This is a genomic window from Parazoarcus communis (genome assembly GCF_003111645.1).
In the GTDB taxonomy this organism is placed as follows: Bacteria; Pseudomonadota; Gammaproteobacteria; order Burkholderiales; family Rhodocyclaceae; genus Parazoarcus; species Parazoarcus communis_A.
In genome coordinates this window covers 2345441-2370673 of the sequence record NZ_CP022187.1, presented here as the reverse complement: position 1 = coordinate 2370673, position 25233 = coordinate 2345441, and the positions used below count along the sequence as shown (strand labels likewise).

Annotated in this window: 19 protein-coding genes; 18 read left to right on the top strand and 1 reads right to left on the bottom strand. The window is 62.9% G+C overall.

The genetic code is table 11. From position 1 onward, the window contains the following. Nucleotides 1-216 precede the first annotated feature (216 nt). The 16 genes from sucC to CEW83_RS10680 all read left to right on the top strand — a co-directional run bounded on the left by sucC (nucleotide 217) and on the right by CEW83_RS10680 (nucleotide 18573). A complete protein-coding gene (gene sucC, locus CEW83_RS10755) occupies nucleotides 217-1377 on the top strand; it encodes an ADP-forming succinate--CoA ligase subunit beta (protein ID WP_108949339.1) in 1161 nt (386 codons plus the stop codon). Nucleotides 1378-1388: 11 nt separating this feature from the next. Beyond that, nucleotides 1389-2282, top strand: coding sequence for a succinate--CoA ligase subunit alpha (gene sucD / locus CEW83_RS10750; RefSeq protein WP_108949338.1), 894 nt, complete (start codon nucleotides 1389-1391; stop codon nucleotides 2280-2282). A 145-nt stretch (nucleotides 2283-2427) separates the two neighbouring features. Further along, the gene (locus CEW83_RS10745) at nucleotides 2428-3210 is read left to right on the top strand and encodes a PP2C family protein-serine/threonine phosphatase (protein WP_108949337.1); all 783 of its coding nucleotides are present in this window, start codon (nucleotides 2428-2430) and stop codon (nucleotides 3208-3210) included. A 59-nt stretch (nucleotides 3211-3269) separates the two neighbouring features. Next, nucleotides 3270-4013, top strand: coding sequence for an FHA domain-containing protein (locus CEW83_RS10740; protein ID WP_108951344.1), 744 nt, complete (start codon nucleotides 3270-3272; stop codon nucleotides 4011-4013). Nucleotides 4014-4138: 125 nt separating this feature from the next. After that, a complete protein-coding gene (locus CEW83_RS10735) occupies nucleotides 4139-4906 on the top strand; it encodes an MBL fold metallo-hydrolase (RefSeq protein WP_108949336.1) in 768 nt (255 codons plus the stop codon). 75 nt (nucleotides 4907-4981) lie between these two features. After that, nucleotides 4982-7333 (top strand): GspE/PulE family protein, encoded by a 2352-nt coding sequence (locus CEW83_RS10730; protein WP_108949335.1) that lies wholly within the window; start codon nucleotides 4982-4984, stop codon nucleotides 7331-7333. A gap of 81 nt (nucleotides 7334-7414) precedes the next feature. Beyond that, nucleotides 7415-8110, top strand: coding sequence for a ribulose-phosphate 3-epimerase (rpe, locus tag CEW83_RS10725; RefSeq protein ID WP_108949334.1), 696 nt, complete (start codon nucleotides 7415-7417; stop codon nucleotides 8108-8110). Next, complete coding sequence (locus CEW83_RS10720; RefSeq protein ID WP_108949333.1) at nucleotides 8107-8784, top strand: phosphoglycolate phosphatase; 678 nt, start codon at nucleotides 8107-8109, stop codon at nucleotides 8782-8784. Before rpe ends, CEW83_RS10720 begins: the two co-directional genes overlap by 4 nt. 245 nt (nucleotides 8785-9029) lie before the next feature. Next, nucleotides 9030-10502, top strand: coding sequence for an anthranilate synthase component I (gene trpE / locus CEW83_RS10715; protein WP_108949332.1), 1473 nt, complete (start codon nucleotides 9030-9032; stop codon nucleotides 10500-10502). Nucleotides 10503-10516: 14 nt separating this feature from the next. Next, a complete protein-coding gene (locus tag CEW83_RS10710) occupies nucleotides 10517-11104 on the top strand; it encodes an aminodeoxychorismate/anthranilate synthase component II (RefSeq protein ID WP_108949331.1) in 588 nt (195 codons plus the stop codon). A 23-nt stretch (nucleotides 11105-11127) separates the two neighbouring features. Further along, entirely contained in the window at nucleotides 11128-12159 is a 1032-nt protein-coding gene (trpD, locus tag CEW83_RS10705) for an anthranilate phosphoribosyltransferase (RefSeq protein WP_199915305.1), read from the top strand. Continuing rightward, the gene (trpC, locus tag CEW83_RS10700) at nucleotides 12159-12947 is read left to right on the top strand and encodes an indole-3-glycerol phosphate synthase TrpC (protein WP_108949330.1); all 789 of its coding nucleotides are present in this window, start codon (nucleotides 12159-12161) and stop codon (nucleotides 12945-12947) included. The genes trpD and trpC overlap by 1 nt, the downstream gene beginning before the upstream one ends. A 3-nt stretch (nucleotides 12948-12950) precedes the next feature. Next, the gene (locus CEW83_RS10695; protein ID WP_108949329.1) at nucleotides 12951-16940 is read left to right on the top strand and encodes a translocation/assembly module TamB domain-containing protein; all 3990 of its coding nucleotides are present in this window, start codon (nucleotides 12951-12953) and stop codon (nucleotides 16938-16940) included. A gap of 145 nt (nucleotides 16941-17085) precedes the next feature. Beyond that, on the top strand, nucleotides 17086-17649 hold the full coding sequence (gene msrA, locus CEW83_RS10690) for a peptide-methionine (S)-S-oxide reductase MsrA (RefSeq protein ID WP_108949328.1): 564 nt from the start codon (nucleotides 17086-17088) through the stop codon (nucleotides 17647-17649). Between the two features lie 35 nt (nucleotides 17650-17684). Further along, the gene (locus tag CEW83_RS10685; RefSeq protein ID WP_108949327.1) at nucleotides 17685-18029 is read left to right on the top strand and encodes an FKBP-type peptidyl-prolyl cis-trans isomerase; all 345 of its coding nucleotides are present in this window, start codon (nucleotides 17685-17687) and stop codon (nucleotides 18027-18029) included. Between the two features lie 85 nt (nucleotides 18030-18114). Then, a complete protein-coding gene (locus CEW83_RS10680) occupies nucleotides 18115-18573 on the top strand; it encodes an Lrp/AsnC family transcriptional regulator (RefSeq protein ID WP_108949326.1) in 459 nt (152 codons plus the stop codon). 57 nt (nucleotides 18574-18630) lie between these two features. Here CEW83_RS10680 and CEW83_RS10675 read toward each other — a convergent pair whose 3' ends face one another. Beyond that, complete coding sequence (locus tag CEW83_RS10675; protein WP_108949325.1) at nucleotides 18631-19974, bottom strand: sodium-dependent transporter; 1344 nt, start codon at nucleotides 19972-19974, stop codon at nucleotides 18631-18633. 444 nt (nucleotides 19975-20418) lie between these two features. On the opposite strand from CEW83_RS10675, the gene CEW83_RS10670 reads away from it, so the two are divergent. Next, a complete protein-coding gene (locus CEW83_RS10670; protein ID WP_108951342.1) occupies nucleotides 20419-23994 on the top strand; it encodes an indolepyruvate ferredoxin oxidoreductase family protein in 3576 nt (1191 codons plus the stop codon). A 152-nt stretch (nucleotides 23995-24146) separates the two neighbouring features. Beyond that, nucleotides 24147-25196 carry a Glu/Leu/Phe/Val dehydrogenase dimerization domain-containing protein gene (locus CEW83_RS10665; protein WP_108949324.1) on the top strand — a complete coding sequence of 350 codons (1050 nt, stop codon included), beginning with the start codon at nucleotides 24147-24149 and terminating at the stop codon, nucleotides 25194-25196. Nucleotides 25197-25233: the final 37 nt, after the last annotated feature.

Below are 25233 nucleotides of genomic sequence, written 5' to 3'. Positions count from 1 at the left end.
CTGTGCGTTGCGGAAAAACGGTTATAATTTGGCGTTCTTGCGGTTACCACGCATTGCAGCGGGCGAGCCAATAGACAGGTCAGGCGCAGTCGGTCTGGCTTAGAGCGGTGGGCGTCGGTCGAGGGAGACGGCGTTCGTCGCGGAGCGAAGCTCCGAAGCGTCCCATCAACCTGCTCGCGGCGACCCATACGCCACGACTTCGATCGAAGGGCAATCATGAAGATTCATGAGTATCAGGCAAAAGAAGTTCTAAGAAAGTTCGGCGTTGTGACGCCGCGCGGTATTCATTGCACCAGCGTCGACGACGCGGTCAAGGCAGCGGAGACGCTCGGTGGCAAGGTCTGGGTGGTGAAGGCCCAGATTCACGCCGGCGGCCGCGGCAAGGGCGGTGGCGTGAAGCTCGCCAAGTCGCTCGATGAGGTGCGTCAATATGCGACCGATATCCTCGGCATGCAGTTGATCACTCACCAGACCGGGCCGGAAGGTCAGAAGGTGCGCAACCTCCTGATCGAGGAAGGCGCTGACATTCAGCACGAATACTATGTCGCTGCACTGACCGATCGTGCTTCCCAGCGCGTTGCCATGATGGCTTCGTCTGAAGGCGGCATGGACATCGAGGAAGTCGCTCACAGCACGCCCGAGAAGATTCTCAAGGTATTCGTTGATCCCGCAGTCGGTCTGACCGACGCGCAAGCCACCGAGCTTGCCAAGGGTATCGGCATGCCGGAAGGCTCGATCGCCAATGCGGTCGATGCGCTGAAGAAGCTCTACACCTGCTACATGGAAACCGATGCGTCGCTGGCGGAGATCAACCCGCTGATCCACGAGAGCAACGGTACCGTGAAGGCGCTCGACGCCAAGTTCAACTTCGACTCCAACGCGCTCTATCGTCATCCGGAAATCGTGGCCTACCGCGACCTCGACGAAGAAGATGCTGACGAAATCGAAGCGTCCAAGTTCGATCTGGCCTATATCAGCCTCGATGGCAACATCGGCTGCCTGGTGAACGGCGCCGGTCTGGCGATGGCCACCATGGACACGATCAAGCTGTTCGGCGCAGAGCCGGCCAACTTCCTCGACGTCGGTGGCGGTGCCACGGCCGAGAAGGTGACCGAAGCGTTCAAGATCATGCTCAAGAACCCCAAGGTCAAGGGCATCCTGGTCAACATCTTCGGCGGCATCATGAAGTGCGACACCATCGCCACCGGCGTGGTGACTGCAGCCAAGGAAGTGAACCTCTCCGTCCCGCTCGTGGTGCGCATGAAGGGCACCAACGAAGACCTCGGCAAGAAGATCCTCGCCGAGTCGGGTCTGCCGATCATCACCGCCGACACGATGGCGGATGCTGCCACCAAGATCGTGGCCGCGGTCAAGTAAGGAGAGTCTGAATGTCCATCCTGATCAACAAAGACACCAAGGTCATCACCCAGGGCATCACCGGGAAGACGGGCCAGTTCCACACCGAGAAGTGCCAGGAATACGCCAACGGCAAGAACTGCTTCGTTGCCGGCGTAAACCCGAAGAAAGCGGGCGAGTCCATTTTCGACATCCCCATTTTCGGTTCGGTGAAGGACGCTGCGGCTGAAACCGGCGCTACCGTGTCGGTGATCTACGTGCCGCCCGCAGGTGCTGCTGCCGCGATCTGGGAAGCTGTTGAAGCCGACCTCGATCTGGCAATCTGCATCACCGAAGGCATCCCCGTTCGCGACATGCTGGAAGTGCGCAACAAGATGAAGGCCAAGGTTGCTGCCGGCGGCAAGGAAACCCTGCTGCTGGGCCCCAACTGCCCGGGTCTGATTACGCCTGACGAAATCAAGATCGGCATCATGCCGGGTCACATCCACCGCAAGGGTCGTATCGGCGTGGTATCCCGCTCCGGTACGCTGACCTATGAAGCTGTTGCCCAGCTGACCGAAATCGGTCTGGGTCAGTCTTCGGCGGTCGGTATCGGTGGTGATCCGATCAACGGTCTGAAGCACATCGACGTGATGCGCATGTTCAACGACGATCCTGATACCGATGCGGTCATCATGATCGGCGAGATCGGCGGTCCGGACGAAGCTGAAGCTGCCGAATGGTGCAAGGCCAACATGAAGAAGCCGATCGTTGGCTTCATCGCTGGCGTCACGGCACCGGCAGGCAAGCGCATGGGCCACGCCGGTGCGCTGATCTCCGGCGGCGCCGACACGGCCGATGCCAAGCTCGCGATCATGGAAGAGTGTGGCTTCAAGGTCACGCGCGACCCGTCCGAGATGGCCAAGCTGCTCAAGGCAATGCTCTGATCGTCTGCAGACGATGACTGAGAAAGGCGCCGGCGAGTCCGGCGCTTTTTTTTGCACTGCCGGCCGGGTGACGGGACAGTCTAGAATGGCGGTATGAATTGCCGTTCATGGGGTGCCCCCAACGATCTGAAGGAGTCCAGCGACGATGTCTGAGCCCGAAGTGCGGCTTTCCCCCGTGACAGCGAACACATCCGGTTTCGAGTATGCGGGCTTGTCGCATGTCGGGCATGTTCGGCGCAGGAATGAGGATTCCATCTGTATCGATGCCGACAATGGCTGGCTCCTGCTGGCGGATGGCATGGGGGGCTATCAGGGCGGCGATGTGGCTTCGGCGCTCTCGATTCGTACCGTCCTTGAGTATCTGCAGCGCAGTGCGGATGGCGCCCATCTTGAGGCGAACGCCTTGGCCGACGTGTTGTGCGAGGGTCTGAACGCAGCCAATGAGGCGATTCGTCAGGCGGGTGCGGCCAACGCAGATCTGAGCGGGATGGGGGCAACGATGGTGGCGGCATGCGTGGCCGGGGAAGCGCTGGTGTGCGCGCACGTCGGGGACTCCCGCCTGTATCGCCTTCGACACGGCGAGCTCGAACAGCTGACGAGCGATCACACGGTTCTGCAGGCGCAGGTCGATGCGGGCCTGATTGCGCCGCGTGAGGCCATGCAGATGCCGAATCGGGGCTTGCTGACGCGAGGCCTTGGCGTGGCGCCGACGGTGGTCGTCGACGTTGGCATGCATGCGCTTGCGGACAAGGACCGCATTCTGCTGTGCTCGGACGGCTTGACCGACATGCTCGATGCGCGTGAAATTGCGCGTCTGCTCGGTGCAACAGGTTCAGTTGATGCGGTGGCTCAGGGGCTGGTTGACGCCGCGCTTGCCCATGGCGGGCGTGACAATGTGTCCGTCATCATTGCGCGCTTTGCCGGCTGACGGCATGATTGTGAGGATTCTGCGCGCTGGGCGCGCCAACCGATAGATGGGTGCAGGCAATGCCGAAGTTGATTCTTAGCATGGATGGGCTGGTGCTCAAGGAAATCGTGCTCGACAAGGAGCGAACCTCCATCGGGCGCAAGCAGAATAATGACATTCAGATTGATAACCTTGCGATCAGTGGACACCATGCGGTGATCACCTGCATCCTCGACGATGCCTTCCTCGAGGACCAGAACAGTACCAACGGCACCTACGTGAATGGTCAGCCGATCAAGAAGCATGTTCTGCAGAACAACGACGTGGTTGAGCTCGGAAAATACCGTCTCAAGTTTCTGACCGACACCTCACAGCCCGGCCTCTCTGCTTCCGAGATGGTCGACACGGCTGCGCTTAAGCCATTCGACATGACATCTGCTGCGTCCGCTGCGGAGTCCGTTCCGGTTACGCCGGGCACGCGTGACGGCAGTGCGATCCGGACCCAGGTGCTGCCAGCCGACGCACTGGAGCATGGCGCACCTGCGGAGCCTCCGCTCGATCGACTCGGGGTCATTCAGGTCCTGAGTGGTGCGAACGCCGGCCGTGAGCTTGAGCTGAGCAAGTCGCTGACCACGCTTGGCAAGCCGGGGCGTCAGGTTGCGGTCATTACCCGGCGGCCGCATGGATATTTCATCACTCATGTAGAAGGTGCGAGCTTTCCGACGGTCAACGGCCGCACGCTGGATGCCCAGGCCCACCGACTTGGCGATCACGACATCATCGAGATTGCTGGCGTCAAGATGGAGTTTTTCCTCAAGACCTGAGGGCTGCGGGCATGCTGTGATTTTTGCCATATGCCCCCCGGTTGTCGCCTGCTAAGGTTTGGCATGATCCAGGGGGTGGCGAGGCCAATCGGTGCAATGCTCGTGAGTCCGGGTAAGAACTTTTGATGAAACTTCAGGTGCTAGGCTGCAGCGGTGGAATTGGCGGCGAGTCTGCGCGGACGACCGCCTTTCTCGTCGACGATGATGTCCTGGTCGATTGCGGGACCGGTGTGGGCGATCTTGAGCTCGATGCGTTGCGCAAGATCGATCATATCTTCATCACGCATTCGCATCTCGATCACATCGCGTCGATTCCCCTGCTGGTGGATTCGGTGGGTGAGGAGCGCGGTTATCCGATCACGGTCTATGCCACCCCGGAAACCTTGCGTATCCTGCGTTCGCATATCTTCAACTGGCTGATCTGGCCAGACTTCACCTCGATTCCCGACCGCCATCGACCGTTCCTGCGCTTTCAGCCGCTCAAGGTGGGCGAGTCGGTGCGGCTGGGGACGCGCACCATCACCGCGCTGCCTGCGCATCACACGGTGCCCGCGGTCGCATATGCCCTGGACAGCGGCGACGCGCAGCTGCTCTATTCGGGCGACACGGCGTATTGTCCGGAGCTGATCGAGGCGATCAACGCACTCCCCGCGCTGCGGCACATGATCATCGAGACCGCGTTTTCCGACGAGCAGCGCGGTCTGGCGATGGCCTCAAGACATCTGTGTCCGAGCATGCTCGTCGCCATGCTCGAGGAGCTGTCGGTTTCACCCGAGGTTTTCATCAGCCATCTGAAGCCCGGCCAGGGGGCGCGCATCATGGCGCAGATCGAGGCCGGGCGGGGGCGCCTGCAACCTAAGCCACTCGTTCAGGGTCAGATACTCGAGTTCTGAACCACATGAACCACAGATTCTCCGGCAGGCCGGTAGAATGGGGACGCATCAACACCAATACGCAGACGTCCACTGATGAGTACAAAGCTTTCGGCTTCCAGCGAAGTTGCACGTCGCCTGGCCTTTTTCAAGGGCTTGCAGGCAATCACCAACCGCGTTCATGCCACGCATGATATCGATGAGATCATCCTGGAACTGTCGAAAGAGATCTGTCAGCTTTTCGATGCGGCACGACTTTCGATCTATGCGGTGGATGCATCGGGCGAGTCCATTTCGACGAAGGTGAAAACGGGATTGCATTCGGTACAGAACATCCGTTTGCCGATTGCCGAGAACAGCATTGCCGGATTTGTTGCGCTGACCGGGCAAACCGTCAATCTTGCGGACGTCTATGACTCGGCGGCGCTGAGGGCCATCTCGCCCGAATTGCAGTTTCGCCATGAAGTCGATGACACCACCGGTTTTCGTGCCCGAGAGATGCTGGCCGCCGCGATCAACGATCCGGAAAGCGGCGCGCGTCGGGGCGTGATCCAGTTGATCAACCATAACTCGGAGGGGCCGTTCTCTGCCATTGCCGAGGAAGGTCTGCTCGGACTGACGCAGACGCTGGGCGTCGCGTTCTCGCGCCATATCTCGGCGCCACCGGCGCAACTGCGCTCGCGTTTCGATGCGCTGGTCGCAGATGGTCTGATCACTGCCGAAGAGTTGGCCGAGGTCACCCGTGATGCTCGCGACAGCGGCGCGCCGGTCGAGCCCCTGCTCATCGGCACGCTTGATCTGTCCCATGCGGACATCGGCGCTGCAGCTTCGCGCTTCTACGGGGTGCCGTACGAGCCGTTCAACGCTGATCGGGTCAAGCCGATCGATCTCTTGCGCAATCTGAAACGCGAGTACGTGCAGCAGAACCACTGGCTGCCACTGGAGGAGACCACCGAAGGTGTCGTGATCATGGCGGTCGATCCGGAGCAGATCCGGACCTCGCGAATTGCGCACAACGTGTTCCCGAAGAAGCGGCTCGCCTTCAGGGTAACCACCCGCGACGAGTTCGAGCGCACGGTCAACCAGTTCTTCGAGCCGTCGCTGGACGCGAGCTCTGTCGATGACCTGCTGTCCGATCTCGATGAGGAAAGTGACGACGGGATTTTTTCCGATGATGTGAATGCAGCGGCCGACAACGAACTGGTCAAGCTGGTCAACAAGATCATCATCGACGCCTACAAGCAGGGCGCCTCCGATATTCACGTCGAGCCACGTCCGGGCAAGGAGAAGACCCAGATCCGCTTCCGCAAGGACGGAACGCTGGTTCCGTATATCGAGGTGCCGGCGAGCTACCGGAATCCGCTCGTTACCCGTATCAAGATCATGTGCGATCTCGACATCTCCGAGCGTCGCAAGCCGCAGGACGGGAAGATCAAGTTCCGCAAGTACGCGCCGCTCGACATCGAGTTGCGTGTGGCCACCATTCCGACCGCAGGCGGCCTCGAGGATGTGGTGATGCGGGTGCTGGCCAACAGCGAGCCGATTCCGCTCGACGAACTCGGTCTGACCCCCGCAAACCTGGAAATGCTCAAGGGCGCGGTGGCCAAGCCCTACGGAATCTTCTTCGTGTGCGGTCCGACCGGATCGGGCAAGACGACCACGCTGCACTCCATCCTGGGGCATATCAACACCCCGGAGACCAAGATCTGGACTGCGGAGGATCCGGTCGAAATCACCCAGAAAGGTCTGCGCCAGGTTCAGGTCAATCGCAAGGCCGGGCTCGACTTTGCGACCATGATGCGGGCCTTCCTGCGTGCAGATCCGGACGTGATCATGGTGGGTGAGATGCGGGACGAGGAAACCGTCTCGGTGGGCATCGAGGCGTCGCTTACGGGCCACCTCGTGTTCTCCACGCTGCACACCAACAGCGCGCCGGAATCCGTCGTTCGTCTGCTCGACATGGGCATGGACCCGTTCAACTTTTCCGACGCCCTGCTTGGCGTGCTGGCGCAGCGGCTGACCAAACGCCTGTGCAAGCACTGCAAGGAAGCGTACGAACCGGACGAGACCGAGATCGGGCTCTTGCTGGACGAATACTGTGCCGACATGCACTCGACGCCCGCATTCATTGCCGATCCGGCAGCGGCCCGACAGGCGGTCCTGGCGCACTGGCGAGCCGCCTACGCGAATGAAAAAGGCAGGTTCACCCTGTACCGCCCGGTAGGGTGTGTCGAATGCACCCAGGGCTACAAGGGACGGCTCGGGCTTCACGAACTGATGCTCGGTTCGGACCGGATCAAGCAGATGATTCAGGAGCGTGCGCGCGTTGCGGAGTTGCTCGGTGCGGCCTTGTCCGAGGGGATGCGTACCTTGCGCCAGGACGGTCTCGAGAAGATCCTGGCGGGCATTACCGACCTCAAGCAGGTGCGCAAGGTCTGCGTGCGCTGATCGTTTCCGAGCAACGGCGCCGGCACGATCATGCCGGCGCCGGTTAGAATCCGGGCTTCGAACCGTTTCCGGAGTCCGCCAATGTTCCGCATCGCCCCCAGCCTGCTTTCCGCCAACTTCGCCAGACTGGGCGAGGAAGTGAGCAACGTGGTTGCCGCCGGTGCCGACTGGATCCATTTTGACGTAATGGACAACCATTACGTGCCCAACCTCACCATCGGTCCGCTGGTGTGCGAGGCGATCCGGCCGGTGACCACGGCGCCGATCGACGTGCACCTGATGGTGCGACCGGTCGACCGGATCATTCCGGACTTTGCCAAGGCCGGCGCCAACATCATCACCTTTCACCCCGAGGCCTCAGAGCATATCGATCGCAGCCTGGGCCTGATCCGCGATTCGGGTTGTCAGGCCGGGCTGGTGTTCAACCCCGCCACGCCGCTGCACTACCTCGATCACGTCATGGACAAGATCGACGTCGTCCTGCTGATGAGCGTCAACCCGGGCTTCGGCGGGCAGAAGTTCATCCCCGAGACGCTCAACAAGCTGCGTGCGGCGCGTGCGCGACTCGACGCCTACGAGGCCGAAACCGGACGCCACATCCTGCTCGAGATCGATGGTGGCGTGAAAACCGACAACATCGCCGAGATCGCGCGTGCGGGTGCAGACACCTTTGTCGCCGGTTCGGCGGTATTCGGTGCAGGCAAGGACGCCGACGCCCATCGCTACGACTCGATCATCGGCAGTCTGCGTGCCGAACTGGCAACGGTGCAGGCATGAGCGGGCGGAGATTCTCGCCGCGGGCGGTGCTGTTCGATCTCGATGGCACCTTGCTCGATACCATTGGCGATCTGGCCGAGGCGGCCAACCTCATGCTGGCCGAACTGTCCCGGCCGGCGCGCAGCCAGGACGAGATCCACAGTTTTGTCGGCAAGGGCCTGCCCAATCTCGTGCGCCGCTGCATGACCGAGAATGCGCAGGCGACCGAGGCGGAGATCGAGACGGCCATGGCCGTATTCCGGCAGCACTATGCGCTGGTCAATGGGCGCACGACGCGGATCTACCCCGGCGTCACCGAGGTGCTGGATGCCTTGCGCGAGAGCCGGTTCAAGCTTGCCGTCGTGACCAACAAGGCGGGTGACTTCACCCTGCCGCTGCTCGAGCGCATGGGGCTCAGCGCGTACTTCGACGCGGTCGTGAGCGGCGACACGCTGCCGGTGAAGAAACCCGACCCTGCGGTGCTGCACCACGCCTGCGAACTGCTGCAGGTTGAGGCCGCCGAGGCCTTGATGATCGGGGACTCGCAGAACGACGCGCTTGCCGCCCGTGGCGCGGGGATACCGGTGCTTCTGGTGACCTACGGTTATAGCGAGGGTATGCCGGTGGACAGTATCGAATGCGATGGGCTACTATCGAACGCACTTCATGTGCTGGATCACATCGACCGCCCATGAATCTTTTCGCCTCGTCAGTCATCTCCACTACAGATCGAATCGTGACGCACGCAAACAGGGTTTCGCCCCTCGCTCCGGCCTTTGCTCTCAGCCTTCAGCCTTCGTGGCGGACCGGCTGGCGTTGGCCTGTGGGCCACAAATAACGCGAACCCCTTGCGGGTCGCCGGTTGCCCCGGACTCCGGAGAGACCCGCCACCCGCCTGCAGTGCCCCGTCCGAATCAATCCCGTTCTCAGTGGAGCTCCCATGCTCGAACAAGAATTCAACGCCCTGGCCGCCGAGGGCTACAACCGCATTCCGGTCACGCTCGAGACCTTTGCCGATCTCGACACGCCGTTGTCGATCTACCTGAAGCTCGCCAATGAGTCCTACACCTACCTGCTGGAGTCGGTGCAGGGTGGTGAGCGCTTTGGGCGCTACTCCTTTATCGGGCTGTCGTCGCCCACCCGTATCGAGGTCTATGGCCGTTCGGCGCTGCTGCTGACCGGCAATCGTCTGGTCGAACGTCGCGATTACGGTGATCCGCTCAATTTCGTTGCCGAGTTCATGAACCGCATCAAGGTGCCGCCGCGCGAGCATCTGCCGCGCTTTGCAGGCGGCCTGGTGGGTTGCTTCGGCTACGACACCGTGCGCTACATCGAGCCCAGGCTGTCCAAGACGGAGAAGAAGGACACGCTCGGCACGCCGGACATCCTGCTGCTGCTGTCGGAAGAAATTGCGATCGTCGACAACCTCACCGGCAAGCTCACCCTGGTGGTGTATGCCGAGCCCGAGGTGCCCGGTGCATACAAGCGCGCGCAAAAGCGCCTGCAGGATCTGCTGGGGCGACTGCGTGCGCCGGTGCAGATCCCGGTCGAAGCCCGTGCGGCCTCGGCCCCGGCGGAGTCGAGTTTCGGCGAGGATGCGTTCAAGGACGCGGTGCGCCGCGCCAAGCAGTACATCGTCGACGGCGACATCATGCAGGTGGTGCTGTCGCAGCGCATGAGCAAGCCGTTTGCTGCACACCCGATGGCGCTGTACCGCGCGATCCGCTCGCTGAACCCGTCGCCCTACATGTTCTATTTCAATCTCGAGGATTTCCACGTTGTCGGGTCTTCTCCCGAGATCCTGGTTCGACTCGAGGACGAAAATGTCACCGTTCGACCGATCGCCGGCACGCGGAAGCGCGGCGCCACCGTGGCCGAGGATCTGGCACTGGAAAAGGATCTGCTCTCCGACGAGAAGGAGTGTGCGGAGCATCTGCAACTGCTCGATCTCGGCCGCAACGACGCCGGCCGGGTGTCGGAAACCGGTACCGTGCGGGTCACCGAGCAATTCACCGTCGAACGCTATTCGCATGTGATGCACATCGTGTCCAACGTCGAGAGCAAACTCAAGGAAGGGCTCAACGCGCTCGCCGTGCTGCGCGCGACCTTCCCTGCCGGGACGGTGTCGGGCGCGCCGAAGGTGAGGGCGATGGAGATCATTGACGAGCTCGAGCCGGTCAAGCGTGGCATCTATGCGGGCGCTGTGGGCTACGTCGGCTTCCATGGCGACATGGATCTGGCGATCGCGATCCGCACTGCAGTGATCAAGGATGGGCAGATTCACGTGCAGGCGGGTGCCGGCATCGTGGCCGACTCCGACCCCGAGGCCGAATGGCAGGAAACCCACAGCAAGGCCCGTGCGATGTTGCGGGCGGCAGAGATGGCCGAAGGCGGCCTGGATACTCAAGGCTGACAAGGACGACTGACATGCTGCTGATGATCGACAACTACGACAGCTTCACCTACAACCTGGTGCAGTATTTCGGCGAACTGGGTGCCAAGGTGAAAGTATTCCGCAACGACGAGATCACGCTCGAGCAGATCGCGTCCATGCAACCCGCGCAGCTGGTGATTTCACCCGGGCCATGCTCTCCGGCCGAAGCCGGCATCTCGGTGGCGGCGATCCGTGAATTGGCAGGCAAACTGCCGATTCTCGGCGTCTGCCTGGGGCATCAGAGCATTGGTGCCGCCTTCGGTGGCCGCATCGTGCACGCCCAGCGGCTGATGCATGGCAAGACTTCGCCCGTGCATCATCTCGACAAGGGCGTGTTCCGGGGGCTGCCCAATCCACTGATCTGCACCCGCTATCATTCACTGGCCATTGAACGCGAGAGCCTGCCTGACTGTCTCGAAGTGACGGCCTGGACGGACGATGGCGAGATCATGGGCGTGCGCCACAAGACGCTGGATATCGAGGGTGTGCAGTTCCACCCCGAATCCATTCTGACCGAGCGCGGGCACGACCTGCTCCGGAATTTCCTCGACCGCGGCGATTCATTGCCGGCTGCGGCCTGACCGACATGAGGACGAACATCATGATGACTGCCCAACAGGCGCTGCAGCGCACGATCGAGCACCGCGAGATCTTCTTCGACGAAATGCTGTCGCTGATGCGCCAGATCATGGCTGGCGAGATCTCGCCGGTGATGACCGCTGCCATCCTGACCGGTCTGCGTGTCAAGAAGGAGACCATCAGCGAGATTACCGCTGCGGCGACAGTGATGCGCGAGCTGGCCACCAAGGTGGTGGTGAACCCGCCGCACGATCATTTCCTGGACGTGGTCGGCACCGGTGGTGACGGCACGCACACTTTCAATATCTCGACCGCGACCATGTTTGTGGCGGCAGCCGCCGGTGCGCGCGTGGCAAAACATGGTAATCGCGGCGTATCGTCGAAGTCGGGCAGCGCAGACGTGCTCGAAGCCCTGGGCGTGAATCTGGCACTGAGCGCAGAGCAGGTTGGCGAGTGTATCGAGGCGACCGGCATCGGCTTCATGTTCGCCCCCAATCACCACAGCGCGATGAAGAACGTCGCTCCGGTGCGGCGCGAGATGGGCGTGCGCACCATCTTCAATATTCTCGGGCCGCTGACCAATCCGGCCGGTGCGCCCAATACCCTGATGGGCGTCTTTCACCCGGATCTCGTCGGCATCCAGGCGCGTGTGATGCAGCGCCTTGGCGCCAACCATGTGCTGGTGGTGCACGGACTCGATGGCATGGATGAGGTCAGCCTTGGTTCGGGCACGCTGGTGGCCGAACTGAAGGACGATCAGATCACCGAGTATGAGATCCATCCGGAGGACTTCGGTCTGGCCATGGTGGGTAGCCGCAACCTGCGGGTCGAGGATGCCGACGAATCGCGTCGTACCTTGCTGGGTGCGCTGGATAACGAACCCGGGCCGGCGTGCGAGATCGTGGTGTTCAACGCCGGTGTGGCGCTGTATACCGCCAACCTTGCCGACTCGATCGACGACGGCATCGTCCGTGCGCGCGAGATCATTGCCAGCGGCGCGGCGCGCGCCAAACTGGACGAATTCGTGCAGTACACACGTCGTTTCGGGGCCGCCTGATGAGCGACATCCTGAACAAGATCTGCGCGGTCAAGGTCGAAGAGGTCGCAGCGGCAAGCGCACTCAAGCCGTTGGGCGCGATTCGCACCGAGGCTGAAGCGCAACCGGCAGCTCGCGATTTTGTCGGCGCCATTCGCGACAAGATCGCCGCGGGCAGTGCTGCGGTGATTTCCGAGATCAAGAAGGCGAGCCCGTCCAAAGGCGTGATCCGTGAGGACTTTCGTCCGGCAGAGATCGCACGCGCCTACGAGCAGGCGGGTGCGGCCTGTCTGTCGGTGCTGACCGACAGGCCCTTCTTTCAGGGCGCGCCCGAATACCTGCAGGCGGCGCGGGCGGCGTGTGCGCTGCCGGTGTTGCGCAAGGATTTTCTGGTCGATCCGTACCAGGTGTTTGAAGCACGTGCCATGGGCGCGGACGCCATTCTGCTGATCGCAGCCTGCCTCGATCTTGCGCAGATGCGCGAGATGGAGTCGATTGCGAGCGCGCTCGGCATGTCCGTGCTGGTCGAGGTGCACGATGGTGCGGAGCTCGAACAGGCGCTGCAGCTGAAAACGCCGCTGGTCGGCATCAACAACCGTAATCTGCGCACGTTCGAGGTCTCCTTGCAGACCACGCTCGACCTGCTGCCGGCCATCCCTGCCGATCGTATCGTGGTCACCGAGTCGGGAATCCTGCGACCGGAGGACGTGAGCCTGATGCGTGGCAAGGGGGTGAATGGCTTCCTGGTCGGTGAGGCCTTCATGCGGGTGCCCGACCCGGGTCAGGGGCTGCGCGCCCTGTTTGGCTAGCCTATGAGCGATCCCGAGCCCGCAGCTGATCTCCCGCAATCCCGCCGCCTCTGGCGACGCGTGTTTGCCGTTTCATGTGCTGCGATCTTCGGGCTTTTTGCAGTGTTGGGATGGGTGCTGGCAACCGAGTCCGGTCTGAAGGCGGTCGCCAGCCTCGTCAGATCGGCAACGCCGGACATGCTCATGCTGGGCGAGGTTCGCGGGCGCCTGATCGGCCCGCTGGAAGTCGATGATCTTGCCTTGGGCATGCCGGACCTTGAGCTCGAACTTGAGGCGCTGAAGCTGGATTGGGCGCCACGGGACCTGCTTTCACGCCGCGTTGTCGTCTCGCAACTCACGCTCGGCAAACTCGACATGCGCACACGCGCAAGCGACGAGCCGTCGCCCCCGCTGAGCCTGCCTGACCATCTGCGCCTTCCGGTCGGGCTGCAGGTGTCGCGCATCAGCGTGGATTCGCTGACGGTTCATCAGGTCGCGGCCGGTGAGCCGCTGTCTTCGGACTCGGTCAGCGTGTTCGGCGCCAGTGCTATCACGCTTGCGCTCGACAGCGACGGCAAGCGTCACCAATTGCGGCAAGTCGATGCAGCGTTGCCGTTCGGCAAGCTCAGCCTGACGGGTGGGATCGACGCCGAGGCACCTTTCGCGCTCGAATTCAGGGCGGTGCTCGAGGGGCACATCGATGCGGGGCAGGTACCTGAAGGCATTGCGCTCGCAGCCGAGGCCCGCGATTACCGCATTGAGTTGGATGCCTCCGGTGTGCTGGCCGAGCCCGTGCTCAAGCTGCGCGCGAATGGCGCCGGGCTGAGCGGTGAGGGACGGGTCGAGGCGACGCCGTTTGCCGACGTGCCCTTGCGAGCGCTTGAGCTCGCGCTTGGTGAGCTCGATCCATCCATGTTCGTCCCTTCCGCCCCCAAAGCGCTGCTGCGACTGGATGCGCGCTTGCTGGCGGGGGCGACTGAGGGCTTGAGCCTGAGTGGCCCGTTCTCCATTCGCAACGCGCGTCCTGCCGCGCTTGATGCCGGGGGGCTGCCGCTTGAAAGCCTTGGCGGCACGCTTGCCTGGTCTGCGCAGGGCGCCCGTGTCGATGAACTCGATGTGCGTCTGCCCGGCGCGGGAAAGATTGCCGGTGCAATGGCGTGGACGCCACCCGCGGGCGAGTCCGCGCCGGTCCCTCAGGCGGCAGTTTCAGGGACCGGCGCTGGGTTTGGACGCCTGACGATGCTGCTTGAGATTGCCGGTATCGATACTTCACGCATCGACGGTCGTTTGCCGAAGCAGGTGCTTGCGGGCCGTGTCGAGGCCGAAGGGAGTGAAGCGCGACAGATCGCGTCGGTCAAGCTGAGCGCAGGCGATGCGCGAGTGGACGCAAGCGGGATGCTGGAGGCAGAGGCTGCGCCCGGTGCGGGACAGCGATTCAAGCTGACCGGGCAATTGCGCCAGGTCGACCCACGGAAGTTCCACCCAGCTGCGCCGGTCGCGCGCCTCAATCTGGACCTTGATGCCGAGGGCGTGCTGGCTGCAGAGCCTGCAGTGTCAGCGCAGTTCAAGCTGCTCAACAGTGCGTTCGAGGGGCATGCGCTGTCGGGGAATGGGCGCCTCAAGGTGCGCGGAGAGTCCTTTTCGGATGTTTCGCTCATGCTCGACCTCGCCGGTAATCGCCTGCGTGTGGAAGGTGACTGGGGGCGTGCTGCCGATCGCCTCCGGATTTCCGTCGATGCGCCTGCGCTGGCTCAGCTCGGATACGGATTGAGCGGACGTGCGGGGGCCGAGGGCGAGCTCACCGGCGGCGCCAAGACGCCTGCCGGATCGCTGCATTTCTTCGGCGAGAAGCTGCGTCTGCCGGGCGATGTCAGGATTGGGGGGCTTAACGGGCAGGGCCGTCTGGCCGCTGGCGTCGATGGGCCATTCACGTTGTCGGTGGGCTTGTCGGGCGTCGGCGCGGTGGGCGCCGAGGCCGACTGGGTGTCGGCGGCGCGGATATCGGCGGACGGCAGACGCGACCGCCATCGCATCGAGCTCAATGTGAGCGGCGCCGAGGCGGACGAACTGAGTCTTGCGCTTGAGGGCGGGCTGACGGTGCCGGATGGCGCGCTGCCGACGTGGCAAGGAACACTGTCGAGCCTGGAAACCCTGGGGCGATTCGTTTCGCAGCTGCAGGCGCCTGCAGCATTGTCGCTTGGCAGCGATGAGGTGAGTCTGGGCGCGGCGGTGCTTGAAGCCGGAGAGAAGGGGCAGATACGGCTCGACGAGACGCGCTGGTCGCCGAAAGGCAGTGCCATCAGGGGCTCGCTGACGGGCCTTGCCTTCGGTCTGGTTTCGCGCCCGGACGCCCGTCCGAGGCGTGGGGCGGGCCCGCTGGTTCTGGGCGCCGAGTGGGATGTGCGGCTGGCCGAGACGGTTGAGGGCGAAGCGCGCCTGTTTCGCGAGTCGGGCGATCTGGTCGTCAGCGGTGAGATCGGCACCCGGCTTGGCCTCGAGAGCTTCGAAGCGCGGCTGATTGCGCGTGGCAATCGTCTGGCCTTGTCGCTCGGCGCGCTCGGAACGGAACTGGGAGAACTCTCCGGCTCGCTAACCGCGCTGGCTGAACGTACCCAGTCGGGCGCGTGGCAGCTCGCGCAGAAGTCCCCGCTGCTGGGGTCTGCCCGCCTGAAAATGCCTTCCATTGCCTGGGTCGGGCGTCTGATGCGGGAGAACGTGGAGACTGCGGGCAGCCTCGATGCGGTGTTCTCCGTGTCGGGTACGCCCGATGCGCCTGTCGCCAGCGGAAGCATCAATGGACGTGATTTGCAGTTCGCGCTCGTCGATCAGGGGCTGGTCCTGTCCGGTGGCGAACTCGTTGCAGATTTCGACCGCGACCGCCTGCGCCTGTCCACCCTGCGCTTCGTGTCGGCCAATCGGGTGAAGCCGCGAGACAGCCGGGTTCCGTTTGAGGCGCTGACCGCAACGCCCGGACATCTCAGTGCCTCAGGCGAAATCGCCCTCGAATCGGGCGAGGGGCTCTTCAACTTTGAGGCCGACCGCTTGCCCCTGCTGCAGCGTGAGGATCGCTGGCTGATCCTGTCGGGCAAGGGGCGTGCGTATTCGACCTGGACCTCGCTGGACCTGGACGCGGACTTTCGTGCCGATGCGGGCTTTTTCGCAATCGACGATTCGCCCCCGCCCAGCCTTTCAGACGATGTCGTCGTCCTTGGTCGTCAGCCATCCGCGCCGGGTGGATTCGCGCTCACCGTGCGTCTCGGGGTAAAGCTTGGAGATGCGCTCTACCTGTCGGCGATGGGCGTCGATACCCGGCTCGCCGGTGCGCTCGAATTGCGCATGGCCCCCGGGGTGCCGCTTAATGCCGTTGGTTCCATTTCCACAGTGGGAGGGAGTTATCAGGGCTATGGTCAACGCCTGAGCATCGAGCGCGGGCTGATCAACTTCCAGGGACCTGTCGACAATCCGGGGCTGAATATCGTTGCCCTGCGCAAGGGGCTGGAGGTGGAGGCCGGAGTGGCGATCAGCGGCAGCGCCAGACGTCCGCAGGTGAAGCTGGTGTCCGACCCCGCGGTGCCCGACCCGGAAAAGCTCTCCTGGATCGTGCTCGGCCGTGCGCCGGACGCCGGCGGCGGCGCCGATCTTGCGCTGCTGGTGCCGGCTGCGCAGGCTTTGCTCGGCGGCAGTGGCGGCGGCATGACCGAGGAGCTGTCACGCAGTCTCGGCTTCGACAGCTTCTCGATTGGCCAGGGTGAGCTCAACAGCGCTTCGCGTTCGGCGAGCAGCCGGGTGCTGGGCAGCGGCTCGCGCATCAGCAGTGGTCCCACCGTGGCGGGGCAGGTGTTGAGCGTGGGTAAACGTCTGAGCTCTGATCTGGTACTGTCCTTCGAACAAAGCCTCGGTGGCGCCGAGTCGCTGGTAAAGCTGACCTATCAGCTCGGGCGCCGGGTGTCGGTGGTCGCGCGGGGTGGTACCGACAACGCGGTCGACATCTACTACACTTTTTCCTTCCGTTGAATCTCGCAAACAGATGACGGATGACACGAATGAAATTGCCGTGCTGCGGTCACACTAACGGAAGGACCGGAAATCGCCGGCTTGCGATGCCGGATATGGGTCTTCCGGATGCAGGACTTGTTGCCGAACTTCATGAGGATGAACGATGACGAACACGATGGAGCCCACGACACTTGAAACCGCCATTCTCGGTGGCGGCTGCTTCTGGTGTCTTGAGGCGGTATTTCGCGAGGTTGAGGGCGTGGTGTCAGTGACATCCGGCTATGCCGGCGGTCATGTCGACGCGCCGGCATATCGTCAGGTGTGCGAGGGCACGACTGGCCATGCCGAAGTGGTGAGGCTTGAGTTCGATCCGGCAAAGGTCAGTTATCGCGACCTGCTGGAGATCTTCTTCGTGATCCACGACCCGACCACGCTCAACCGCCAAGGCAATGACATCGGCAGTCAGTATCGTTCGGTGATCTTCGTCAATGACGACGAGCAGCTGCACGTCGCCCTTGCGCTGATCGAAGAGCTCGGGGAAGCACGCATCTACCCACACGCCATCGTCACCCGGGTCGAGCGCTCAGTGCCCTTCTGGCCGGCCGAGGTCGAGCACCACGAGTACTACGCCAATCACAGCGATCAGCCCTACTGCCAGTATGTCGTTGCACCCAAGGTCTCGAAATTCCGCGAGAAGTTTGCCAGTCGCAGGCGTCGGGACAGTTAGAATCCCAGCCTTTACATTCCAGCCCGGAGACGCGCATGACCCAGACCACCACGGCCAGCGGCCTGATCATCGAAGACATCGAAGTCGGTAGCGGCGACACTGCAAGCAAAGGGCAGATGGTTTCGGTGCATTACACGGGTTGGCTGACTGATGGCAGCAAGTTCGACTCGAGCAAGGATCGCAACGACCCGTTCAACTTTCCGCTCGGCAAGGGGCATGTGATCCGAGGCTGGGACGAAGGTGTCGAGGGCATGCAGGTCGGCGGCAAGCGCAAGCTGACCATTCCGCCGGCGCTGGGTTACGGCATGCGCGGTGCCGGCGGCGTGATTCCGCCCAACGCGACGCTGGTCTTCGAGGTCGAGTTGCTGAAGGTCATCTGAGCGTCGTGCGGGCTTCGCAGCTGAAGGTGCCCGCGCGTTTTCATCGCATATCGTGCCCCGTGCGGGGCGTGCAAGAGTGGATGGCATGAAACTCGACCAGAACCAGTTGCGCATTCTTTCGCTGCTGCAGAAAGACTCCACCCTCAGCACTCAGGCGCTGGCAGACAAGGTCGGCATGTCGCCGTCGCCATGCTGGCGGCGGGTAAAGGAGATGGAGGAGGCCGGACTGATCCGCGGCTATGTTGCGCTGGTCGATCGGCAAAAGCTCGGCCTTGGCACCTGCGTGTGGGTGCGAGTGAAGCTCAAGCAGCACAGTGCCGATGTGCTCGACCGTTTCGAGCAGGTGGTCAAGGGCTGCGACGAGGTTGTCGAGTGTTACGAACTGCTTGGCGAGACCGACTGCCTGCTCAAGCTCTATCTGCCGAGCCTGGAGGCCTTTTCGTCCTTCATGCACAATTTCCTGCTCAAGATCCCCGAGATTGACGTCACTCATTCGAGCGTGGCGCTGCGCGAGATCAAGAACGAAACAGCCCTGCCGCTATGAGCGGGCAGGGCTGCTGAATGTGGGCGGCACCGGTGTGGAGCCGCCCGTTTCTTTTTCTCAGAGATTGCTGACGAATACGATCAGCACGCCAGCCGGTGCCACGAAGCGGGCCACGAAGGACCACACACCGAAGGCGCCGGCCGAAAGCCCCAGTTCCTTGCGTACGCTGTCGCGGTCGAGATACCAGGCCGCAAAGACGATCGCGCCGAGTCCGGTCAGGGGCAGCAGGAACTTGCTGGTGAGCTGATCAAGCAGGTCAAAGATGTTCAGACCAAAGATCAGCACATCTCCCCACACATTGAAGGACAGCAGGGCTGCGATGCCCAGTGCCCAAGTGGCCATGCCGGCAACCGCGGTCGCGCCGAGACGGCTGAGCGGCGTGCGCTCTTCGACCAGCTCCACCACGGGCTCGAGCAGCGAGATGGCCGAGGTGAGCGCGGCAAAGGTCAGGAGCAGGAAGAAGATCGTGCCCAGTACCAGGCCACCCGAGATATTGCCGAAGGCCAGCGGCAGGGTGACAAAGATCAGGCCGGGGCCCGCAGCGGGGTCGAGGCCGTTGGCGAATACGATGGGAAAGATCGCCAGTCCGGCCGCAATCGCAATCACGGTATCCATCAGCACGACGGTACGCGCGGTGCGCAGCAGATTGACGTCCTGGCCGAGGTAGGAGCCGTAAGCCATCATGATGCCCATGCCGAGTGACAGGGTGAAGAAGGCGTGGCCGAGCGCGGCCAGGACCACCTTGCCGTCGAGCTTGCTCCAGTCGGGGTTGAACAGATACTGAACTGCCGCCCCGAAGCCGCCGGTCGTGGTGCCGTAGGCAACGAGCACCATGAGCAGGATGCCCAGCGCCGGCATCATCAGTTTGGATGCGCGCTCCAGGCCGCCCGAAACGCCCATGGCGACAACACCCACGGTCAGTGCCATGAATACCGAATGCCACACCAGCAGGCTGCCGGGGTCGGCCAGGAAGGCGGTGAATGCGCCACCAACCGCTTCCTTGTCCATGCCGCTGAAGCTGCCACTGGCCATGTCGCCCATGTAGGACAGGGCCCAGCCGCCGATCACGCTGTAAAACGACAGGATCAGGAACGCGCCAAGAACGCCGGTTGCACCGACGACCGCCCAGTTGCGGCTGCGTCCGTTGGCAGCTGCGACTTCGGACATGGTGTTGATCGGGTTCTTCTGGCCGCGCCGGCCGATCATCCATTCGGACACGAGAATGGGCAGCCCGATCATCGCGATACAGGCCAGATAGACCAGCACGAAGGCAGCGCCGCCGCTCTGGCCGATCATGTAGGGGAATTTCCAGATGTTGCCGAGGCCGACAGCGGAGCCGGTGGCTGCAAGCACGAAGCCCATCCGGGAGGACCACTGTGCATGGGTGTGGGTCTTTGCCATGTCATCGCTCCTGTTGGCAGATATTCAAGGGGCGAGACAATAACAGCAAGGGCAGGCAAGCGGTGCCCGGGATGGTTCGATTCACGAAAGTCTCCTTCTGTTTTTTTGGTGACACCGCACTTGTGGCGCAGTGCGCAAGGCTGCAGCAGGCGTGTGTTTGACATCGCTTTCCGGCCGTCAGCCCTGTCATTTCTCCGCGCCATGGTCGTGAGCCCGATGCGAAGTGGATGGATAGTAATGACTGATGGGCGAAAAGATATTTCTTATAGCTGCATGAAAGCTGCCAAATGAGGATAAATTTTTCTCGCATGTCTCCTTAGCATGTACCTGCGTCGGTTCATGAGGCGCACCCCACGAGAACGCCACCAACAAGGAGACAGGGGCCGCAGGCGGGGCGTCGCGCCACAAGCGCAGGCGACCGGGCGCAACGACCCCACAGACATGATGCTCAATACACTGCCCCGGGTTTCGCTCGACGACAAATACACCCTGAAGGAAGGCCGTGCCTGGATGACCGGCATCCAGGCCCTGGTCAGGTTGCCAATGATGCAGCGCATGCGCGACGAGGCGGCCGGCCTGAATACCGCCGGCTTTGTGTCCGGTTATCGCGGTTCGCCGCTGGGCAATGTGGACCAGGAGTTCTGGCGGGCGAAGAAGTATCTTGAGCCGATGCATGTCCGCTTCCAGGCCGGCCTCAACGAAGATCTGGCGGCGACCGCGGTGTGGGGCACGCAGCAGGTCACGCTCGACCCCAATGCGCGCTACGACGGCGTGTTCTCCATCTGGTACGGCAAGGGGCCGGGCGTGGACCGGACCGGCGACGTGTTTCGTCACGCCAATGCCGCCGGCAGCTCGAAGCATGGTGGCGTGCTGGTGATCGCGGGGGATGACCACGCCGCCAAATCGTCCACACTGCCGCATCAGACCGAGCACGTGTTCAAGGCGCTGATGATGCCGGTGTTGGCGCCGGCAGGGATTCAGGAATATCTCGAGTACGGCCTGCACGGCTTCGCCCTGTCGCGCTACTCGGGGTGCTGGGTCGCATTCAAGGCGCTCACGGATACGGTGGAAACCTCGGCATCGGTCGATGTGGATCCGTTCAAGGTGCAGACCGTGATTCCGACCGATTTTCCGCTGCCGGAAGACGGGCTCAACCTGCGCTGGCCCGATCCGCCGCTGGTGCAGGAGAAGCGTCTGCTCCATCACAAACTGTATGCCGCACTGGCCTACTGCCGTGCCAACGGGCTCAACCGTACGGTGATCGACAGCCCCAATGCCCGGCTCGGCATCATCACCAGCGGCAAGAGCTACCTGGATGTCCGCCAGGCGCTGGATGATCTCGGTATCGACGACAGGATCGCGGCCGACATCGGTCTGCGGGTGTACAAGGTCGGCATGGTGTGGCCGCTCGAGGCCGAGGGCGTGCGCAAGTTCGCCGACGGGCTGGAAGAGGTCCTGGTGATCGAGGAGAAGCGCCAGTTCCTCGAGTATCAGCTCAAGGAGGAGCTCTACAACTGGAGCGAGCAGGTCCGCCCACGGGTGATCGGCAAGTTCGACGAGAAAGGCGAGTGGGCACTGCCGCACAGCGAGTGGCTGCTGCCGGCGGCGGGCGAGTTGACGCCGGCGATGGTGGCGCGGGTGATTGCGGCGCGCATCGCACGTTTCCATACCTCGGACCGGATCAAGGCGCGTCTGGCCTTCTTCGACGCCAAGGAAGCGGCGCTCGCGCGCCCGCGCCTGTCGATTGCGCGCGTACCGCACTACTGCTCGGGCTGTCCGCACAACACCTCGACCAAGGTGCCACAGGGCTCGCGCGCGCTGGCTGGTATCGGCTGCCACTACATGGCGACCTGGCTGTCACCGGAATCCACCCAGACCTTCTGCCAGATGGGGGGCGAGGGGGTGCCATGGGTGGGGCAGTCGCCCTTCACCAGCACGCCGCATGTGTTCGCCAACCTTGGCGACGGCACCTACATGCACTCGGGCATTCTGGCGATCCGCGCAGCCGTGGCCGCAAGGGTGAACATCACCTACAAGATTCTCTATAACGATGCGGTGGCGATGACGGGCGGTCAGCCTCATGACGGCACGCTGTCGGTACCCATCATCGCCCGCCAGCTCCAGGCGGAGGGCGTGAACAATATCGTCGTGGTCAATGACGGTACCGGGCGCGCCTATGGCCCGTCCGACCTGCCGCATGGCGTTCCCATCCGCCACCGCGACGAACTCGATGCCGTGCAGCGCGAGCTGCGTACGGTGCCGGGCGTGAGCGCGTTGATCTACGATCAGACCTGCGCTGCCGAGAAGCGCCGGCGCAGGAAGCGGGGGACCTTCCCCGATCCGGCGAAGCGGGTGGTGATCAACGACCTCGTTTGTGAAGGCTGCGGCGACTGCAGCGACAAGTCGAACTGCATGTCGGTCGGCTCGGTCGAGACCGAGTTCGGTCGCAAGCGCACGATCGACCAGTCCTCCTGCAACAAGGATTTCTCCTGCATCAAGGGCTTCTGCCCGAGCTTCGTCACCATCGAGGGGGGCAAGCTGCGCAAGGGCAAGGCCAGTGCGTCGCAAGGGACGGATGACTTGCCGCGCCCGCAACTGCCTTCCACTGCCGCGCCGTGGGGCATTCTGGTGACGGGTGTCGGCGGCACCGGCGTGGTGACGATTGCAGCCTTGCTCGGCATGGCCGCCCACCTCGAAGGCAAAGGCATCTCGGTGCTCGACATGGCCGGGCTGGCGCAGAAGGGCGGCGCGGTGTGGTCGCATGTTCGCATCGCCGACCGTCAGGACATGCTGTTTGCTGCGCGTGTGGCGGCTGGCGAAGCCAATGCAGTGATTGGCTGCGATCTGGTCGTGGCCGCGAGCGACGAGTCGCTGGCGAAGATGCGCAACGGCCACACGCGGGTCGTGATCAACCGCGATCAGTCCATGACCAGCGAGTTCGTGCGCGGCTTTGCAGCTCAGGCCCGCAGTGGCGATGCCATGAAAGTGCCGGATCCGCAGTTCCCGGCCGGTTCGATGGAGCAGCAGATCGTCGAGGCCGTGGGCGCCGAGGCGGCCGAGTTCATCGATGCCTCGCGTCTTGCGACCAGCCTGCTGGGGGACGCGATCGCCACCAATCTGTTCATGCTCGGTTATGCCTGGCAAAAGGGTCTCGTGCCGCTGAGCGACGACGCCATTCTGCGTGCGATCGAGATCAACGGTGCCGCGGTGGCGGCAAACAAGGCAGCGTTCCAGTGGGGGCGTCGGGCCGCAGTGGATCTGAATGCCGTGAGCGAGGCGGCGAAGCCGCAGCATGGCAAGCCTGCGCATCACACCCTCTCGACCACGGTCGACGAGGTGATCGCCCGTCGCCAGGCGCAGCTGACCGATTACCAGAATGCCGCGTATGCAGCCCGTTACACCAGGCTCGTCGATCGCGTCCGCGCCGCCGAATCACAGTTGATGCCGGGGATCTCGCTGCTTACCGAGGCTGTCGCACGCGGCTATTACAAGCTGCTGGCCTACAAGGATGAGTACGAGGTCGCGCGCCTGTATACCGACAGCGACTTCCTCAAGCGCGTCGAGGAGCAGTTCGAAGGTGACTACTCGCTGATCTTCCATCTTGCGCCGCCGATGCTGGCAGACAAGGACCCGCAGAGCGGCGAGTTGCAGAAGAAGTCCTACGGCCCCTGGATGCTCAAGGCGATGCGGATGCTGACGAAGTTCCGGCATCTTCGCGGCAGTGCGCTCGATCCCTTTGCGCGCAGCCATGATCGCAAGCTCGACCGGCAACTGATTGCGGACTACGAGCAGCTGATCGACGAGGTGCTGCGCGGGCTGGAGCTCGCCAACCACGAGACCGCGGTCGAGCTCGCGGCCTTGCCGGACCAGATCCGGGGCTTTGGTCATGTGCGCGAACGTTATCTGGCACAGGCCAGGAAGCGCGAGGCTGCACTGCTTGCGGCGTTTCAATCGCGTCAGCCGCTCGCGGCAACGGTCGGCGGGAAGGCGCGCAAGACGATTGCGGTGATTGCAGGCTAAGCCTTCCCGCCAGTGTGCCAGGCCCGGAAACGACATGAACGTTCCGGGCCGCGATAAATCAATTTACCACCACCCTGCATCACGACATAGCCCGCACCACAAACGAGGGTGTGTGTCGTGATGCAACCATCCACACAAGGAAGGAGACCCCCATGGCTGTATTTTCATTGAGCGATTTCGCCGATCACGAACAGGTCGTGTTCTGCAGCGACGACAAGAGCGGGCTGAAGGCGATCATCGCCGTTCATAACTCGAACCTCGGACCTGCGCTCGGCGGCTGCCGGATGTGGCCCTATGCCAGCGAGGAGGAGGCCGTGCGCGACGTGCTGCGGCTGTCGCGCGGCATGACCTACAAATCCGCCATGGCCAACCTGAAGCTCGGCGGCGGCAAGTCGGTGATCATCGGCAACCCACGCACCGAGAAGACCCCGGCCCTGCTCGCGGCATTTGCACGTGCGCTGGAAAATCTGAACGGCCGTTACATTGCCGCCGAAGACTCCGGCACCAGCGTGGAAGACATGAAGTACATGGCCCAGTTCACCTCGCATGTGTCAGGCATCGTCGACAAGCCGACCGATGGCGGCACCCGCAGCGGCGACCCCTCTCCGGCCACGGCCTACGGCACCTTCGTTGGCATCAAGGCGGCGGTGAAGGCGAAGCTCGGCCGTGATTCGCTCGACGGGTTGCGCGTGGCCGTGCAGGGTGTGGGCCATGTCGGGCTGGACCTGGCGCAGCAACTGAAGGCGGCGGGGGCAAAGCTGTGGATCACCGACATCCATCGCGAGTCGCTGGCCGAGGCTGCAAAAGTGCTCGGAGCGACCGTGGTGGCGCCTGACGAGATTTTCGGTCTTGATGTTGACGTGTTTGCGCCCTGTGCGCTCGGCGCCATCCTGAACGATCAGACCATTCCGCAGTTGAAGGCCTCCATCGTCGCCGGCGCTTCGAACAACCAGCTCGGCGAGTCGCGCCACGGGCTCGAACTGATGAAGCGAGGCATCCTGTATGCGCCCGACTATGTGATCAACGCCGGTGGCATCATCGATGTCTACCACGAGCGCATCGGCTTTGACCGCTCTGCACTGGTGGGCCACGTCGAAGGCATTTACGACAACCTGATGGAGGTCTTCGAGCGCGCACTGAAGGAAGCGCGTCCGACCGGCGAAGTGGCTGACGCCATCGCCGAGGAGCGCTTCATGCGCTGAGTTGCGCGTTTGATTCGCATGACACAAAAAAATGCCG

What these genes read in the sequence shown, in the direction of transcription:
- CEW83_RS10735 (WP_108949336.1), top strand. Translation starts at nt 4,139, where the DNA reads ATGAAACTTCAGGTGCTAGGCTGCAGCGGTGGAATTGGCGGCGAGTCT.
- CEW83_RS10710 (WP_108949331.1), top strand. Translation starts at nt 10,517, where the DNA reads ATGCTGCTGATGATCGACAACTACGACAGCTTCACCTACAACCTGGTG.
- sucD (WP_108949338.1), top strand. Translation starts at nt 1,389, where the DNA reads ATGTCCATCCTGATCAACAAAGACACCAAGGTCATCACCCAGGGCATC.
- trpC (WP_108949330.1), top strand. Translation starts at nt 12,159, where the DNA reads ATGAGCGACATCCTGAACAAGATCTGCGCGGTCAAGGTCGAAGAGGTC.
- CEW83_RS10745 (WP_108949337.1), top strand. Translation starts at nt 2,428, where the DNA reads ATGTCTGAGCCCGAAGTGCGGCTTTCCCCCGTGACAGCGAACACATCC.
- CEW83_RS10665 (WP_108949324.1), top strand. Translation starts at nt 24,147, where the DNA reads ATGGCTGTATTTTCATTGAGCGATTTCGCCGATCACGAACAGGTCGTG.
- CEW83_RS10670 (WP_108951342.1), top strand. Translation starts at nt 20,419, where the DNA reads ATGCTCAATACACTGCCCCGGGTTTCGCTCGACGACAAATACACCCTG.
- rpe (WP_108949334.1), top strand. Translation starts at nt 7,415, where the DNA reads ATGTTCCGCATCGCCCCCAGCCTGCTTTCCGCCAACTTCGCCAGACTG.
- CEW83_RS10740 (WP_108951344.1), top strand. Translation starts at nt 3,270, where the DNA reads ATGCCGAAGTTGATTCTTAGCATGGATGGGCTGGTGCTCAAGGAAATC.
- CEW83_RS10680 (WP_108949326.1), top strand. Translation starts at nt 18,115, where the DNA reads ATGAAACTCGACCAGAACCAGTTGCGCATTCTTTCGCTGCTGCAGAAA.
- CEW83_RS10685 (WP_108949327.1), top strand. Translation starts at nt 17,685, where the DNA reads ATGACCCAGACCACCACGGCCAGCGGCCTGATCATCGAAGACATCGAA.
- msrA (WP_108949328.1), top strand. Translation starts at nt 17,086, where the DNA reads ATGACGAACACGATGGAGCCCACGACACTTGAAACCGCCATTCTCGGT.
- CEW83_RS10720 (WP_108949333.1), top strand. Translation starts at nt 8,107, where the DNA reads ATGAGCGGGCGGAGATTCTCGCCGCGGGCGGTGCTGTTCGATCTCGAT.
- CEW83_RS10730 (WP_108949335.1), top strand. Translation starts at nt 4,982, where the DNA reads ATGAGTACAAAGCTTTCGGCTTCCAGCGAAGTTGCACGTCGCCTGGCC.
- CEW83_RS10675 (WP_108949325.1), bottom strand. Translation starts at nt 19,974, where the DNA reads ATGGCAAAGACCCACACCCATGCACAGTGGTCCTCCCGGATGGGCTTC.
- sucC (WP_108949339.1), top strand. Translation starts at nt 217, where the DNA reads ATGAAGATTCATGAGTATCAGGCAAAAGAAGTTCTAAGAAAGTTCGGC.
- CEW83_RS10695 (WP_108949329.1), top strand. Translation starts at nt 12,951, where the DNA reads ATGAGCGATCCCGAGCCCGCAGCTGATCTCCCGCAATCCCGCCGCCTC.
- trpE (WP_108949332.1), top strand. Translation starts at nt 9,030, where the DNA reads ATGCTCGAACAAGAATTCAACGCCCTGGCCGCCGAGGGCTACAACCGC.
- trpD (WP_199915305.1), top strand. Translation starts at nt 11,128, where the DNA reads ATGACTGCCCAACAGGCGCTGCAGCGCACGATCGAGCACCGCGAGATC.